We start from the raw sequence: 14567 nt of genomic DNA, 5'->3' as shown, positions 1-14567 counted from the left end.
CCGCGCGGCGACGCTGCCCATCATGAGCTGCTGGCCGCCGCCGCTGTCCGAGATCTAACCCGTCCAGCGTGACGGAAAAGGGCAGCGCCCCGGCCATCCGCGGGCCAAGAGGATCACGCCGATAGCGAGAAGCGGGAGCGACAGCACCATTCCCATCGTCACCCGTTCGGTGCCAAGCAGGTAACCGATGGCGGCATCGGGCATCCGGAAGAACTCCACGAATATCCGGAACGGGCCACACAGGAGCATGAACGCTCCCGTTGCGACAGGTGCCCTGCGCAAGACACCCAGGCGGTGCGTCAGCAGCCACAGGAGGACGAACATCAGCAGCCCCTCGAGCGCCGCCTCGTGGAGCTGGCTTGGATGCCTGTCGACTAGACCCCACCCGCAAACCTCATCGCCCACGGCATGTCCGGAGGCGCGCCCCAGAGTTCGCCATTTACGAAGTTGGCTAGCCTTCCGAAGAAGAGGCCGAACGGGACGGAGGCTGCGATCAGGTCCATCAGGCTGAAGAGCGGCAGGTTCCGTCTCCTCGAAAACCGGCTCGAACGAAGTCACCGGCCAAATCGTCACCCTCAGCGTCCAGGCTAAGGGCGTACGCATCGTCCCTGACCTGCGCGCCAACGGCAAGAACGCCCCCAGCCACCGGGTCCTCCCTGGTCTGCCGCGCCGAGATCGGCGCCACCTGGTCCAAGCGCTCTAACGAGGGCCGCGACTATCTGGGCCTCGAGCTGGATGATCCGAGCTTCAACGCCCCGATCTATGACGAAGAAGGTGAAACCTTCTCCCTCATCTGGTCCCGCCCCAACGGTCGCCGCGGCGACTGAGGAGCGGCACAAAGGCCCCGACCACAAGGTCGGGGCCTTTCGTACGGGACGATTTAGTCAGCTACATTTGTAAATACTTGTAATTTCTTGGCTACGACGTATTGTCAGAGTCTTGAGCCTCGCCGCATGCAACCGTCGGGCTTGCCATCCAGCCATCGCAAGTCAAATTGCGCAAGAAGAGCAATGGCGCATGGGCTTTTCGCAGGAGGAATTACCGGACGACAATGGCACGAAAATCATTGACGTTCGTTCCGGTCGGCCCGGTGACGAACAAGTCGCCAATCGCCTCGAATGCAGAATACGCGTCGTTGTTGAGCAACGCGGCAACTGGATCAATGCCCTGGCGGCGCATTCGAAGAGCGGAAGTGCCGTCCGCAAAGGCGCCGGCATTGTGTTCCGAACCATCGATGCCATCTGTGTCCGCGGCCAGCGCCGATACACCGGCGACCCCGTCAATACCGATTGCAAATGCCAATAAGAACTCGGTATTTCTTCCACCTCGTCCATTTCCCCGTAGCGAGACTGTGGTTTCACCACCCGACAGCAGCACGGATGGACTGCTAAATGGCCTGCCACTTTGTTGCATTTCTCGCACGAGAGACGCATGGACCGAACCCACCACGCTCGCTTCTCCTTCGGTCGAAGTCGACAGGACATTCGCCACGAGGCCGTGCGCCTTCGCCGCCTCGCACGCTGCATTGATGCTTCCGGCGGCCGAGCCGACCACATGGACCTCGTTGCGGAGGAAACGCGGATCGCTGGTGCTCGGCGCAAGGTTGAGGTCCGACAGCAGCACTTGTTCCGCTGCAGCAGGAAGTTTCACCCGATACAGGGCCGCGAGCTCACGGGCGCGCGCACGATTCTGGTTCATCGGCAGCGTCGGCCCAGAGGCGACAAGCGTAGCATCGTCGCTTGGGATGTCGGAAAGCACCAACGTCACGACCTTGGCGGGATGGCAGGCCAGAGCCAGCCGCCCCCCTTTCACGAGGGAGAATTGGTTGCGGATCAGGTTCATTACGCCGATCGGCGCTCCAGACGCCAGCAACGACCTGTTGATGGCCTTCTCATCCTCCAGCGTAAGCCCGCTCGCTGGCGCAGGCATCATGGCCGACCCCCCGCCGGAGATAACGGCGATGACAAGGTCGTGCTCGGTTAATCCGCGAACCAGTTCGAGGAGGCGTGCAGTGGCATCGAACCCTGCCTCATCAGGGACCGGGTGCGCGGCGTCCATAACCTGGATGCGATCGCACTGCACCGAATATGTCTTACCGGTGATCACCAGGCCTTCCAGCTTACCCTTCCAGACCTCGTCGACTGCTCGCGCCATCTGGCTGGCGGCCTTGCCAGCGCCGATAACTAAAGTTCGCCCGCTTGGGGGCGGCGGAAGGAAACGACAGATCTGCTGCCAAGGTTTGGCTGCACCAACCGCGGCATCAAACATGGCGGCCAGCAAGTCCCTATCGGTGGCCAAGGTTTGCGGTGAAGTGTCATGCCCTCCGGACATTGATTCAAGTCCTGCCGAAATGGTCCAGCGCCGCTTGGGCGACTTCGCGGTCTTGATCTGGCGTGCCCGAGCTGACGCCCACAGCACCGACGACCTCACCCGACACCGTCACCGGCAGGCCACCACCCACCACCATCAACCGACCGCCAATGGCGGAATTGATACCGTATGCTGGAGCGCCCGGCTGACTGGCGGCACCGTATTCATGGGTCGCCTTCTTGGCGGCAGCGGCAGTATAGGCTTTGTCGATTGCGATCGTGATGCTGGTGATCTTGCCACCATCCATGCGCTCGAAGGCTATGAGATTTCCAGCTGCGTCGGTAATGGCGATGCACATTGGCACTCCGATCTCGGCGGAACGCGAACGAGCCCCTTCCAACAAACGGCCAGCGTCATTCAAGTCGAGATTGCTTGTGGTTCTCACGGACATCGCTCCAGATCACATGACGGCGGGCTTGCCGCCTCCTGTCCTAGCTACGGCAAGCGTCGATCAGGCGCGACATGTCGCTGGCATCATTTCCACGATGCGGGAATCCTATTCCGCAAACTTTCACGGGTTCGACGAAGAGGCTAGCTCTATGGCCAGGAGAAGCGATGACGAAATCCAATCCCAAATCAGAGGCGGCCCAGCGATCGGGCAATGTCCAGTCGGTGGACCGCGCCCTGCTGTTGCTCGAGATCCTTGGTGAGGATGCGGAAGGCTATCGGCTCACAGATCTGGCGGCCCGTTCGGGTCTTTCCTTATCGACCGTGCACCGGTTGCTGACCACCCTTGAGGTTCGCCAGTTTGTTCAGTTCGACCAGACCGATGGGCTTTGGCACGTGGGCCGCACGGCCTTCCAGGTCGGGTCTACGTTCGCGCAGCAGAAGAATTTCGTTGCCCCAGCGCTGCCGTTTCTTCGCCAACTGCGAGACCAGACACGTGAGACAGCTAATCTGGGGGTGGCGGTTGATGGTCGGGTGATCTTCCTTGCACAGGTCGAGAGCCGCGAGATCATGCGCGCGATTACCCGGGTGGGAGGAACGACGCCAATGGTCAATTCCGGAATCGGCAAAGCGCTGCTCTCCACCTATTCGGCGGCAGACGTCGCGGCCATCGTGGCTTCTTATGGCATGCACAAGCTGACCCCGAAATCGCTGACGAGGGCGGGCGACCTCAGGGAGAATCTCACGAAAATCCGCGACCAGGGATATTCCGTCGATGATGAGGAATTCCAGCCCGGCCTGCGCTGCATTGCAGCTCCCGTCTACAATCAACAGGGCGAGGCTTTTTGCGCGATCTCCGTGTCCGGATTGGCGCAACGACTCAGTGCCGATCGAGTGCCGGCTGTAGGTCAGTTGATCGCTGAAACCGCACGATCACTTACCGCCGCGCTGGGCGGCCAGGGGCCAGTTGCAATGACACTGGGCGACTGACTTCCATTCAAGCAGGGGCGTAACTCATCATGTCGCAGATTGCCTTTCCCGTTCCAGACCAATCCATTGTCGCGCGCCGGCCTGAAATCATTGCCGGACTGTCCAAGCTTGTTCCTTCGGAATGTCTCATAACCGAGGAGGATGAGCGCCGCGCCTTCGAGACTGATGCGTTGACCTCCTATCGTCGACTGCCGCTCGCTGTTGTTCTTCCGCGGACGACGGAGCAAGTTGCATCGGTTCTGCGGTACTGCCACGAGAACAGCGTCTTTGTGGTTGCGCGTGGTGCGGGTACGTCCTTGGCTGGCGGCGCCATACCTCAGGAAGATGCCGTGGTGATCGGCATTTCTAAGATGAAGAACGTTCTGGAACTCGACCTGTCCAGCAGGACGATCAAAGTGCAAGCAGGCATCACCAATCAGGCGATTAGCGAAGGGTTGGTCGAACATAACTTCTTCTACGCCCCCGATCCATCCTCCCAGCTTGCATGCACCATTGGCGGTAATATCGGCATGAACTCGGGTGGTGCCCATTGCCTTAAATATGGGGTCACCGCAAACAACGTTCTGGGCGTAACTCTGGTCACAATAGAGGGCGAAATCCTCCAGATCGGCAGCGACGCAATGGATAGTGCGGGGCTCGATCTTCTTGGATTGGTGGTGGGCTCGGAAGGTCAGCTCGGCATTGTCACCGAGGCGACCTTACGCATCCTGCCCAAAGCGGAAGGCGCCCGGCCGGTCCTATTCGGTTTTGATACCAGCGAAGAGGCTGGCGCTGCGGTGGCAGCAATGATCGGGGCCGGCATCATCCCCGTCGCCATCGAGTTCATGGATAAGCAGGCAATCGAGATCACCGAAGCCTTCGCGCACGCCGGCTACCCACTCGATGTCGGAGCGCTTCTGATCGTCGAAGTGGAAGGCTCAGACGCAGAGATGGCGTCCACGCTTGAGTCCATCGTTGCCATTGCACGGCAACATCGGGTGAAGGTCATCCGCGAAAGTCAGTCCGCACAGGAAGCAGCTTTGATCTGGAAAGGTCGCAAGTCCGCCTTCGGTGCGACTGGTCGCATTGCGGATTACATCTGCATGGACGGCACGATTCCAACTGGCCGTCTTCCAGAGGTGCTCAAGGGTATAGACGACATCGTTCAACGGCACGGCCTACGCGTGGCCAACGTTTTTCACGCGGGCGATGGCAATCTTCACCCACTCGTCCTGTTCGATATCAACGACCCAGATCAACAGGTCAGGGCAGAAGAAGCAGGTAACGACATCCTGCGCCTATGTGTGGACGTCGGAGGCTGCCTGACCGGCGAACATGGCGTCGGCATCGAAAAGCGGGATCTGATGCCGTTTCAGTTCACGTCCGACGAACTTGAGCAACAGATGCGCATTCGGGCGGTCTTCGATCCAAAATGGCTTCTGAATCCAGCCAAAGTGTTCCCACTCGAAAATCGCTGGATGCCGGAATGACATTTGCTCCGCAAACACAAGACGAAGCAGTCGACATCATTAGGGTCAGCGCTGCACACAAACGGTCGCTAAAAATCGTCGGGGGCGGCACGCGTCAAGCTTTGGGGCGCGACATAGCGGCGGACGATGAGCTCAATGTGTCTGGGCTGAGCGGCATTACCCTTTATGAGCCGGCTGAACTTGTGATGAGCGCCCGGGTAGGCACTCCGCTGGCCTTGATAGAACAGGAACTGCACTCGCGCGGGCAGTTCATGGCATTCGAACCACCAGACTATCGAGGCCTTCTAGGGTCAGAGGGCGTGCCGACTATTGGCGGCGTCTTCGCTACCAACGCTTCCGGGCCGCGACGCGTGGCCAGCGGCGCAGCTCGCGATCACCTGCTCGGCGTTACTCTGATCAATGGCCGGTCGCAACTCATTCGCGCCGGCGGCCGGGTCATGAAGAACGTTACCGGGCTTGATCTTACAAAACTGGTCTGCGGCGCCTATGGGACACTCGGCCTCATGACAGAGGTAACCTTCAAGGTTCTGCCCCAACCGCGGTTCGAGCAGACGTTGGTTGTGCCCACCGAAAGCATCGTTCACGCCATCGCACTCATGACCAGGGCGTTGGGGTCAGCCTTCGAAGTGAGCGGCGCAGCGTTTTGCAACAATTCTGTCCTCCTGCGCCTTGAGGGCTTTATCGAGTCCGTTAGATATCGCACGGGCGCGCTGGCTGGGTTCCTCAAGATCGAAGGCCAAACCATTGAGGCGCAAGAGAGCGCTCAAGCATGGCAGGCGATCAAATCGGTCGGGGCGCTCAAGGCGCAGCAAGATGCTGAGATTTGGCGTCTCAGCGTCGCACCCTCCAAGGCGGCGGGTCTTCTCGGGCTGCTGCCTGAAGACTGCAACGTACTTCTGGACTGGTCAGCGGGGCTCATCTGGGTTGCAAGCGAGGCACCCATCGAACACGCGATGCGACCAGCAGTCGGCGAAGTCGGTGGGCACCTCATGCTGTTCCGCGCTCGCGCTGATCGCCGCCAGGCGGTCTCCCCTTTCCATCCACTGACAAATGGCACCAGGCGCCTGACCCAGGGCCTCAAAGCCAGCATGGATCCTTCCGGGATTTTCAACCCCGGCAAGATGTATAAGGACATCTGATGCAGACCAACTTTAGTGCCACTTTGCTTGAGGACCCGCAAATGGCGGCCTCAGAAAAGATCGTCCGCACCTGTGTTCATTGCGGTTTCTGTACAGCTACGTGTCCCACCTATGTGCTTGGCGGCGATGAATTGGACTCGCCGCGCGGGCGAATTTATCTGATCAAGGACATGCTCGAAGGCGAAAAGCCGGCCAGCGAACAGGTGGTCAAACACGTTGACAGATGTCTTTCCTGCCTCTCGTGCGTGAACACCTGCCCGTCTGGCGTCAACTACATGCACCTGGTGGATCACGCCAGGGAGTATATCGAGCGCACCTACCGTAGGCCCTTGCCGGACCGGGTATTGCGCTGGGTACTGGGCCGCGTTCTTCCCAACCCCCTGCTGTTTCGAGCAGCTATCATGATTGCCCGTCCTTTCCGACCCTTGGCGGACGCCATAGCGCGCTTGCCGGCTGGGGATAGGCTTGCGGCGATGATCAAGCTGGCACCAGACCGGTTGCCACGAAGTGTCAGCGCGAAGGGGTCTTCAATTGCGGTACCCCACAAACGTGTCGTCGTTCTTAAGGGCTGCGCCCAATCCGTGCTGGACCCCGAGATCAACGCGGCGACGGATCGTCTGCTCCGTCGACACGGGGTTGAGACTGTCCCGGTCGGACGGGAAGGCTGCTGCGGCGCCCTCAATCATCACCTGGGACAGACAGCCTCAAGTCACGCTGCCGCGAAGCGCAACATCGACGCCTGGACAGCTGAGATGGACGGCCAAGGACTTGATGCCATCGTCATCACCGCGTCGGGCTGCGGCACGACCATCAAAGACTACGGCTTCATCTTTCGAGACGATCCCGCCTACGCAGAAAAGGCCGCCAGAATCTCGTCAGTCGCCAAAGACATCAGCGAGTTTCTTTCGGAGCTGGAACTCAAGCCTTTGCGAGCAACTGGGCAGGTGGTTGCCTATCATTCGGCGTGTTCCCTGCAGCACGGCCAGCAAGTCAAGGACCCTCCTAAGCGGCTGCTGCGAAGCGTCGGTTTTGTGGTCAAGGACGTGCCTGAGGGTCACATCTGTTGTGGATCCGCCGGCACCTACAATATCTTGCAGCCGGGTATAGCGGCGCAGCTACGAGACCGGAAAATTGCCAACATTGCCAAGATCAAGCCGCAGATCATCGCGGCGGGGAATATTGGTTGTCTCACCCAGATCGGCAGTGCTGCAGGCGTGCCGGTGATCCACACCGTCAAGCTCCTGGACTGGGCCACCGGTGGCCCATTGCCCAAAGAGCTCGAAGGTCTTTAGGACGTTCTGAACTTCGCGATGCGGACACCCGGAACATCGACACGCATGCTGAAGACATCGCCGCAATCGTCCGAGGCATCGTCGGGCCGACGGATACTGGTGAAGTATAGCGTCCTCATGTCTTCACCGCCAAAACAAGGCATGGTGGGACGCTTTACCGGAACGGAAATGCTCTGCAAGAGGACGCCCTCATCGGAGAAGCAATTGAGGCATCCGGCTGAAACACCGGCGCTCCAGTAGCGCCCCGCCTCATCGGTCGCCGCGCCGTCCGGTCGCCCGACCTCCTCGCCAGGTGATGCAATGCGGCGGCGGTTCCTCAGGGTGCCGTCTGAGGGATCGAGATCAAAGCGATCGATCCAGCACTGCTTGGAATCGGAAACGTATAAGGTTGCGCCATCCATCGAGAACGCAAGACCGTTCACCGTTCCCATACCACTCACTTTGGTTTCAAACGTGCCGTCCGATGTGACGCGATAGAGAGCGGCCGACCTACCGTCCTGATGGATGCTTCCGACCCAGTACGCCCCATCAGGGCCGACCTTGCTATCATTGAGGCGATCGCCCGCGACTATTTCGCCGTCCCGTTCTGGATTGACCAAGAAGGTCAGCCGCTCACTTTCCGGATCAAAAAAATGCACACCTGAGACCAGCGCAACAAGATAGCGTCCGTCGTCGGCCACCGCCAAGGACCCGATGCGCTCGGGTAAGGTCCATTGACGCAGCCCGCCGCCACAAGTGTCCAGCGCGTACACCTTGCCGGCATGGATGTCGCACCAGGAAAGGGTCCGACTACCCGGATCCCAGACGGGTGACTCCCCGACGCGACACTGAACACGTGCGACCTTTTCGAAGACTGGCTGCCACTGGGCTTCCACAATACCGCCCTTCACGCATCACTCTGATATCGAACGCGGGTAACCGTGCCGCGCATCGTTGGATCAGCAACCGGCACTGCCGATAGGAGTGCCTTTGTATAGTCGTGCTTGGGAAGGGCGCACACCTCCTCCGTGGGGCCCGTCTCAACGATCCTACCCCGATACATCACCGCAATGCGATCACAGAAGTAGCGGATAACTGAAATGTCGTGACTGATCAGGATGAAGCTGAGGTCCAGCTTATCCTGGAGGTCCAGCAGCAAGTCGAGAACCTGGGTTCGTATGCTGACGTCAAGTGCTGAGGTGGCTTCGTCAGCTATGATGATCTTGGGATTTGGGGCGATCGCACGCGCGATTGAGATACGCTGACGCTGACCGCCGGAAAACGCGTGGGGGTAGCGCGAGGCCGCGGAGGACGGCAGGCCGACAAGGTCCAGCAGTTCGGCAACTCGCGCGTCCATCTGGGCTGCACTGAGGTTCCTCTCGGTGACAAGCGGCTCCGCTATGATCTGACCAACGGTCATTCTCGGGTTCAAAGAAGCGAATGGATCCTGGAACACCATACGAATATCGCGCCAGGGCTGCCGCAGCTGCCGTTCAGGAAGGGTTGCCAGGTCAACTAGCTTTTGCTGACGATCCCGATAAAGAATACGGCCATCGGTGACCGAGTAGATACGCTGCAAGCATCGTCCAAGCGTGGTCTTTCCGGATCCGCTCTCGCCAACGATCCCGAGATTTTCCCCGGCCCTTAGCTCGACGCTGGCGTCGTCGACAGCAACGAGAACGGACTTGCTGCGACCTAGGAACCCGCCAGAGATGGGGAACTCCTTGCGCACCTTATCGGAGATCAGACAGGGTTCACCCAGGGGCTTGTTCTTCCGCATTTCCAACCGTCGGGGAGACGGTTGATCTAGTTCACGCACTGCCTTCAAGAGTCCTTGGGTGTATGGATGCTGGGGAGCCTCAAACAGCGTGAAAGCGTCGCCTTTCTCAACGACCTTTCCGTATCGCATTACCGCGATCTCATCGGCAATCTCCGCCACCACGCCCATATCATGGGTGATGAACAGAACTGACATGTCGCTGGACGACTGCAGCGACTTGATCAAGGCAAGCACTTCAGCTTGAATCGTCACATCGAGCGCCGTCGTAGGCTCATCGGCAATCAGGATACTGGGGTTGCAGGCGAGAGCCATGGCGATCATGGCGCGCTGCCTCATCCCGCCAGAAAACTCAAAGGGATATCGGTCGACTGCGGCTTCCGGGTTGGTGATCTCCACTTTCCTTAGAAGCTCCACGGCACGATCCTTCGCCTCCTTCTTGGAGACTTTTTCGTGTAGCCTGACCACTTCGCCGACCTGATTCCCGATCGTGTGAACCGGCGACAGAGAGCTCATCGGCTCCTGGAAGATCATCGCGATGTCACGACCGCGAATATTTCTTATGGTCTTTGACTTGGGATCAAGCTTGGCCAGATCCACCACTCGATCCGACCCACGGTAAGCGTTGAAGTTAATCTGCCCTTGGACGATGCGGCCGGGGGCATCAACGATCTGCAATATGGACCGCGCCGTGATGCTTTTTCCCGATCCGCTCTCGCCGACCAAACAAAGAGTCTTGCCGCGATACAAATTCAGACTGACGCCGTCTACCGCACGAAATGGCCCTCGCCCAGTGGTGAACTCGGTAACAAGGTCCTTGATTTCCAAGATTGGCAGCTCGGATGGAACGGTTCCTTCGGACATGTCAGTTCCTGTCGTTGGTATAGGGGTCTGCCGCATCGCGCAGGCCGTCGCCAAGGAAATTGAGCGCCAATACCGCCACACAAACCGCGACGCCGGGCGCGAACAACCAAGGCGCCTGGGCGATCGAGCGAATGTTCTGTGCTTCCTTGAGCAAAACACCCCATGATATGATCGGCGGGGTCAGGCCAAGCCCGATAAACGACAGAGCTGTTTCTGCGATGATCATTGCGGGAATGGCGAGCGTCACCGAGGCGATGATATGGCTGGCCATCGATGGCAGCATGTGCCGGAAGATCACCCGGCCCTGGCTGCCTCCGTCCAACCTGGCAGCAATCACAAAATCTTCCATTCGCAGCGAAAGGAACCTGCCACGGACCACGCGGGCGAGTTCTGTCCACCCAACAAGCGAAAGGATGACCGTTATGGCAAAGTAGCGCGTTAAGGGGGGCCAGTCCTGTGGCAGCGCAGCGCTCAACCCAAGCCAGATGGGGATGGTAGGAAGCGAGAGAATGAGTTCGACAACGCGTTGAATTGCCGTGTCTGCAAAGCCGCCGTAATACCCAGAAATGCCTCCAAGAAACACGCCGATTAACAAGCTGAGCGTCACGCCCAGCAGACCAATTGACATTGATATCCGGGAGCCATGGATGGTGCGGCTCAGAACATCGCGGCCCAGCCTGTCCGTGCCCACCAGATAGAAAGTTTCCGTGGGATCGGCGCTGGTGATCAGATGTCGATCAGACCGGATGAAGCCCCACATTGTGTAAGGCTGCCCCTGGCCAAAGAACGACAGGTAGATTTTCCGGTCAGGTTCAGGTTCGTAGGTCGCGCTCAGGGAGATTGGATCGCGCTTGACGACCATTCCCTGTGCGTAGGGGCGAAAAGCCCAGCTTCCGTCTTCATTCCGATCGATAAAATTTATCGCCTGAGGCGGGTGGTAAATGTGTTTCGAAGACGTGGTCTCGGGGTTGAACGGAGCAACGAACTCGGCGAACGCCCCTACCAGATAAAACAACACCACGATGACCAGGCTCACCACTGCTAGCCTGTGTTTGCGGAATGCCTTCCAGGTGAGCTGCCACTGCGACGCCTGGGCGTCTGGGCTCATGTCGATAGCTCGGGGGTCTACAAGGGCAGTCATAGCTATCACCTCAACCGAATACGAGGATCGACGACGGCAAGGAGAATGTCCGATACCAGCATGCCGACAATGGAGAAGCAGCAAAGCAACAGGATGAAAGCGCCCGCCAGGTACATGTCTTGGGCGAGGAGAGCCTGCAGCAAGAGTGGTCCCGCGGTGGGCAGCGAAAGCACGTAAGCAGTGATAACTGCACCTGAGATCAACTGCGGAAACGCCCAGCCAATTGTCGACACAAACGGGTTAAGCGCCACTCGCACAGGATACTTGAGGATGAGCTTCCATTCGGAGAGCCCCTTCGCGCGTGCTGTGACGACGTAGGGTTTACTCAGTTCATCCAGCAGATTGGCGCGCATGATCCGCATGAGGCCTGCGGTTGCGCCGGTACCTAAGATGATCACCGGTATCCATAGGTGCTGCAGAAGGTTGATGAACTTGTCCCAAGACCACGGCGCGTCGCGATATTGCGGCGAGAACAAGCCGGTCACATCGGCACCGAATTGCACCACAGCGATGTACATGAGCACCAGCGCTATAAGGAAATTCGGCAGTGCCAGTCCGAGAAAGCCAATGATCGACAGGACGTAGTCACCGACGGAGTACTTGCGAACTGCCGAATAGATGCCGACCGGAAGCGCGATGCCCCAGGCGAACATCAGGGTCGAAAATTCCAAGATGAATGAGAGACCCAACCGCTCCCAAATCAACCCCGCAACCGGCTGATTCCACTCGAACGACATGCCAAAGTCACCCTGTAAGACACCGCCAATCCAATAGAAATATTGAATGATGAAGGGCTGATCGAGCCCATATCTTGCCCTTAGCGCTGCGAGCCTGGCCTGATCGACCTGATCGCCAGATTCAGCCAGGGTCTGGGCCATGGTCGTCACGTAGTCGCCAGGCGGCAGCGTGATTAGCGCAAAAGCCACCATTGAAGCGGCAAAAAGGAATGGTATCGACCACACGATGCGTCGAAGAACGTAGATAATCAGCATTGGGCTACCGCCTTGTCGAGGTCGGCGCGGCTGCCAGGCCGCGCCGCCTGTTCATCAATTGGTTTTGTAGAACCAAGTCTGAGGAAGGACTGGAGCAGGCGTCGGCCATTCCCAACTATTGGCCATCTCCTCGGGAACATTGACGAGGTCGTTGTTGACGATGCCATAGGTGGTTATCGACTTCGCCACACCGAGCACTTCGAAAGCATCGGCAGCACGCTGGTTCAGCTCGGCGTAGAGAGCTTCGCGCTCTGCAGGAACCGCAGTCGCCCGGATCTTTTCCCAAAGCTCAAGGCGGTCCTTGATATCCTGGGGCGGCTCCTCGCCATTGGCACCCTGACTCTCGTACCATTGCATCCAGGCGATACCCCAACGACTATCCTGGTGAAGGGGCACCATTTTGGTGGGATAGTTCACCAGGGCGCTGCCGTTGTTCGGCCAGACGGCGGCGTCATGATCGTTGGCGACGGTGATCCGGTCGAAAAAGAAGCTGCGCTCCAGCGGATTGACCTTCATTTCCACACCAATCTCGCGCCACTGCGCTTCGATCAGACCCAGGATGTCGACGTGATCGGGCGTGTTGGTGGGAATGACGTCGATCAGGAAGCTGATTTTTCGCCCGCTTGGTAGCGTACGAATACCGTCGTCGCCCCGCTCATAGCCCAACTTATCGAGAAGTTCGTTCGCTCGCGCCGGGTCAAACTCGATAAACTGGGTGGAGAGCTGCTCGTTGTAGTAGGGACCTGCAAAGTCGCCGAGTTGCCACGGTTCGCTTTGACCGAGCAGAACCGTATCTATGATCTCCTGCCGGTTCATGCCCAGGGACAACGCGATGCGGAAATCTTTCTGGTTAAAGAGTTCGCGTAGCTCAGGATCCTTGTGCGTGAGATTGAGATCGACCGTCATGTACTGGCCGCCGCCCGGATTGGCTGCGAACATGTGGTAGTTCCCACGCTCCTGGTTTTCTGCGAGCACAGGCCGATTCGAAATTGAATCAATGTGGCGCAGGCCGAAATCTATGTTGCCGCCGATGACCCCAAGGATCAGGCTTTCAACGTCCTGCGAAACATCAGCGGTGAGGCTGTCCATATAGGGCAACTGATTGCCCTCGGTGTCGACCTGCCAAAAATATGGATTGCGCTCCAGTGTTACCTGTGTCGCTCCGCCTGTGTATGGCGAGCTAATGACCCAGGGGTCCATAGTTGGGCGATCCGGATTGCCCCACCGTGCAGGGATTTCGATGTCGCCGCATTGCTGGCGAAACAGGCTCTGCCAATCGGCGGCGCCGCTTTCTGTCACCAGCGCCTGGACGCCCTCGTTGTAGTCGGGATGATACTGCGAGCAATAGTGCTTGGCATAGAGCACAGGATGCTGACCCAACGGCATGGCAAGATCATAGAGGAAACTACCCGCGGGCGCCTCGAAGTTGAAGCGAACCGTGAGATCATCAATCTTTTCGACCGACAGCGGCTTGCCGCCGGCAAGGTATCTTGGAGGCGTTGGAGCGAAGTCGGCATTGAGAAGGAGATCGTTGACGTTGAAGAGCACGTCGTCGGCGGTAAACGGCTGGCCATCGGACCACTTTAGGCCAGAGCGAAGGCGAAAAGTGAACTGCGTGGCATCCTCGTTTACGTCAAAGCTCTCGGCCAGGTTGGGGACCACGTCGGTAAATGCAGGATCCCAGCGCACCAGGCCCTGCGGACCAACCAGCCGAAGGATATGATTGTGGTCGGAACTGCCGCGTAGGCCAAACCGAAGTTCGCCTCCGTAACTCCCTATTTCGCGAAACGGGCTCACCACCTCGGGTTGATCAGGCAATCGCTCTTGGATCGGTGGCAACTGACCTGCAGCCACTTTGGCGGCCAGGTCGGGCGCTTCCTGAAAATCCTGAGCTTGCGCGCTCATGGCCATAAGCGAGCAGGCCAATACACCGCTAAGAAACGCGGTTCCAAGTGCGTTCATTTAGACCTCCCATTGTGTGAGCAGCGCTGCTTTTCACAGCTGTTGAGCCCAACATATTTACAATTTTGGACAGCATTGCCGCCCTCGCATTGATAGGCTACTTGTTTGCAATAATTTGTAAAGTACTCATGACAAATGCTTCCACGATGTGGAAGTCGTAAGGTATCATCCGGCATTGGGAGGCTTTCACGGCTGTGCCCGCAAC

General features: G+C 58.6%; 11 protein-coding genes and 2 pseudogenes. 5 read left to right on the top strand and 8 right to left on the bottom strand.

The genetic code is table 11. The features are described 5' to 3' along the window. Positions 1-54 precede the first annotated feature (54 nt). Positions 55-503 (bottom strand): annotated as a pseudogene (locus ACI3KW_RS12015) (prolipoprotein diacylglyceryl transferase family protein). A gap of 62 nt (positions 504-565) precedes the next feature. Between ACI3KW_RS12015 and ACI3KW_RS12010 the strand changes: the two are divergent. Continuing rightward, positions 566-827: pseudogene (locus tag ACI3KW_RS12010) on the top strand (DUF736 domain-containing protein). Positions 828-1038: 211 nt separating this feature from the next. Here ACI3KW_RS12010 and ACI3KW_RS12005 read toward each other — a convergent pair. Further along, on the bottom strand, positions 1039-2331 hold the full coding sequence (locus tag ACI3KW_RS12005; protein ID WP_404848265.1) for a glycerate kinase: 1293 nt from the start codon (positions 2329-2331) through the stop codon (positions 1039-1041). Between the two features lie 4 nt (positions 2332-2335). Further along, complete coding sequence (locus ACI3KW_RS12000; RefSeq protein WP_404848264.1) at positions 2336-2761, bottom strand: heme-binding protein; 426 nt, start codon at positions 2759-2761, stop codon at positions 2336-2338. A gap of 164 nt (positions 2762-2925) precedes the next feature. Here ACI3KW_RS12000 and ACI3KW_RS11995 point away from each other — a divergent pair, with 164 nt between their 5' ends. From ACI3KW_RS11995 to glcF, 4 genes are read left to right on the top strand one after another with little or no spacing between them, the layout of a single operon-like run. Continuing rightward, positions 2926-3747, top strand: a complete 822-nt coding sequence (locus tag ACI3KW_RS11995; protein ID WP_404848263.1) for an IclR family transcriptional regulator — start codon at positions 2926-2928, stop codon at positions 3745-3747. Between the two features lie 26 nt (positions 3748-3773). Beyond that, a complete protein-coding gene (locus ACI3KW_RS11990) occupies positions 3774-5216 on the top strand; it encodes an FAD-linked oxidase C-terminal domain-containing protein (protein ID WP_404848339.1) in 1443 nt (480 codons plus the stop codon). Further along, positions 5213-6355 carry a glycolate oxidase subunit GlcE gene (gene glcE, locus ACI3KW_RS11985; protein WP_404848262.1) on the top strand — a complete coding sequence of 381 codons (1143 nt, stop codon included), beginning with the start codon at positions 5213-5215 and terminating at the stop codon, positions 6353-6355. Before ACI3KW_RS11990 ends, glcE begins: the two co-directional genes overlap by 4 nt. Beyond that, positions 6355-7647: a glycolate oxidase subunit GlcF gene (glcF, locus tag ACI3KW_RS11980; RefSeq protein WP_404848261.1), complete on the top strand. Its 1293-nt coding sequence runs from the start codon at positions 6355-6357 to the stop codon at positions 7645-7647. Before glcE ends, glcF begins: the two co-directional genes overlap by 1 nt. On the opposite strand, the gene ACI3KW_RS11975 is transcribed toward glcF, so the two are convergent. The 5 genes from ACI3KW_RS11975 to ACI3KW_RS11955 are packed head-to-tail and all read right to left on the bottom strand — an operon-like array spanning position 7644 to position 14362. Further along, positions 7644-8537 (bottom strand): SMP-30/gluconolactonase/LRE family protein, encoded by an 894-nt coding sequence (locus tag ACI3KW_RS11975; RefSeq protein ID WP_404848260.1) that lies wholly within the window; start codon positions 8535-8537, stop codon positions 7644-7646. The genes glcF and ACI3KW_RS11975 overlap by 4 nt on opposite strands. After that, entirely contained in the window at positions 8534-10267 is a 1734-nt protein-coding gene (locus tag ACI3KW_RS11970; protein WP_404848259.1) for an ABC transporter ATP-binding protein, read from the bottom strand. The genes ACI3KW_RS11975 and ACI3KW_RS11970 overlap by 4 nt, the downstream gene beginning before the upstream one ends. A gap of 1 nt (position 10268) precedes the next feature. Beyond that, positions 10269-11408, bottom strand: a complete 1140-nt coding sequence (locus ACI3KW_RS11965) for an ABC transporter permease (protein WP_404848258.1) — start codon at positions 11406-11408, stop codon at positions 10269-10271. A gap of 5 nt (positions 11409-11413) precedes the next feature. Next, positions 11414-12400, bottom strand: a complete 987-nt coding sequence (locus tag ACI3KW_RS11960; RefSeq protein ID WP_404848257.1) for an ABC transporter permease — start codon at positions 12398-12400, stop codon at positions 11414-11416. 54 nt (positions 12401-12454) lie between these two features. After that, the gene (locus tag ACI3KW_RS11955; protein WP_404848256.1) at positions 12455-14362 is read right to left on the bottom strand and encodes an ABC transporter substrate-binding protein; all 1908 of its coding nucleotides are present in this window, start codon (positions 14360-14362) and stop codon (positions 12455-12457) included. Positions 14363-14567: the final 205 nt, after the last annotated feature.

The organism is Devosia sp. ZW T5_3 (genome assembly GCF_044987315.1).
Classification (GTDB): Bacteria; Pseudomonadota; Alphaproteobacteria; order Rhizobiales; family Devosiaceae; genus Devosia.
This window is presented reverse-complemented; position numbering and strand designations above follow the sequence as displayed.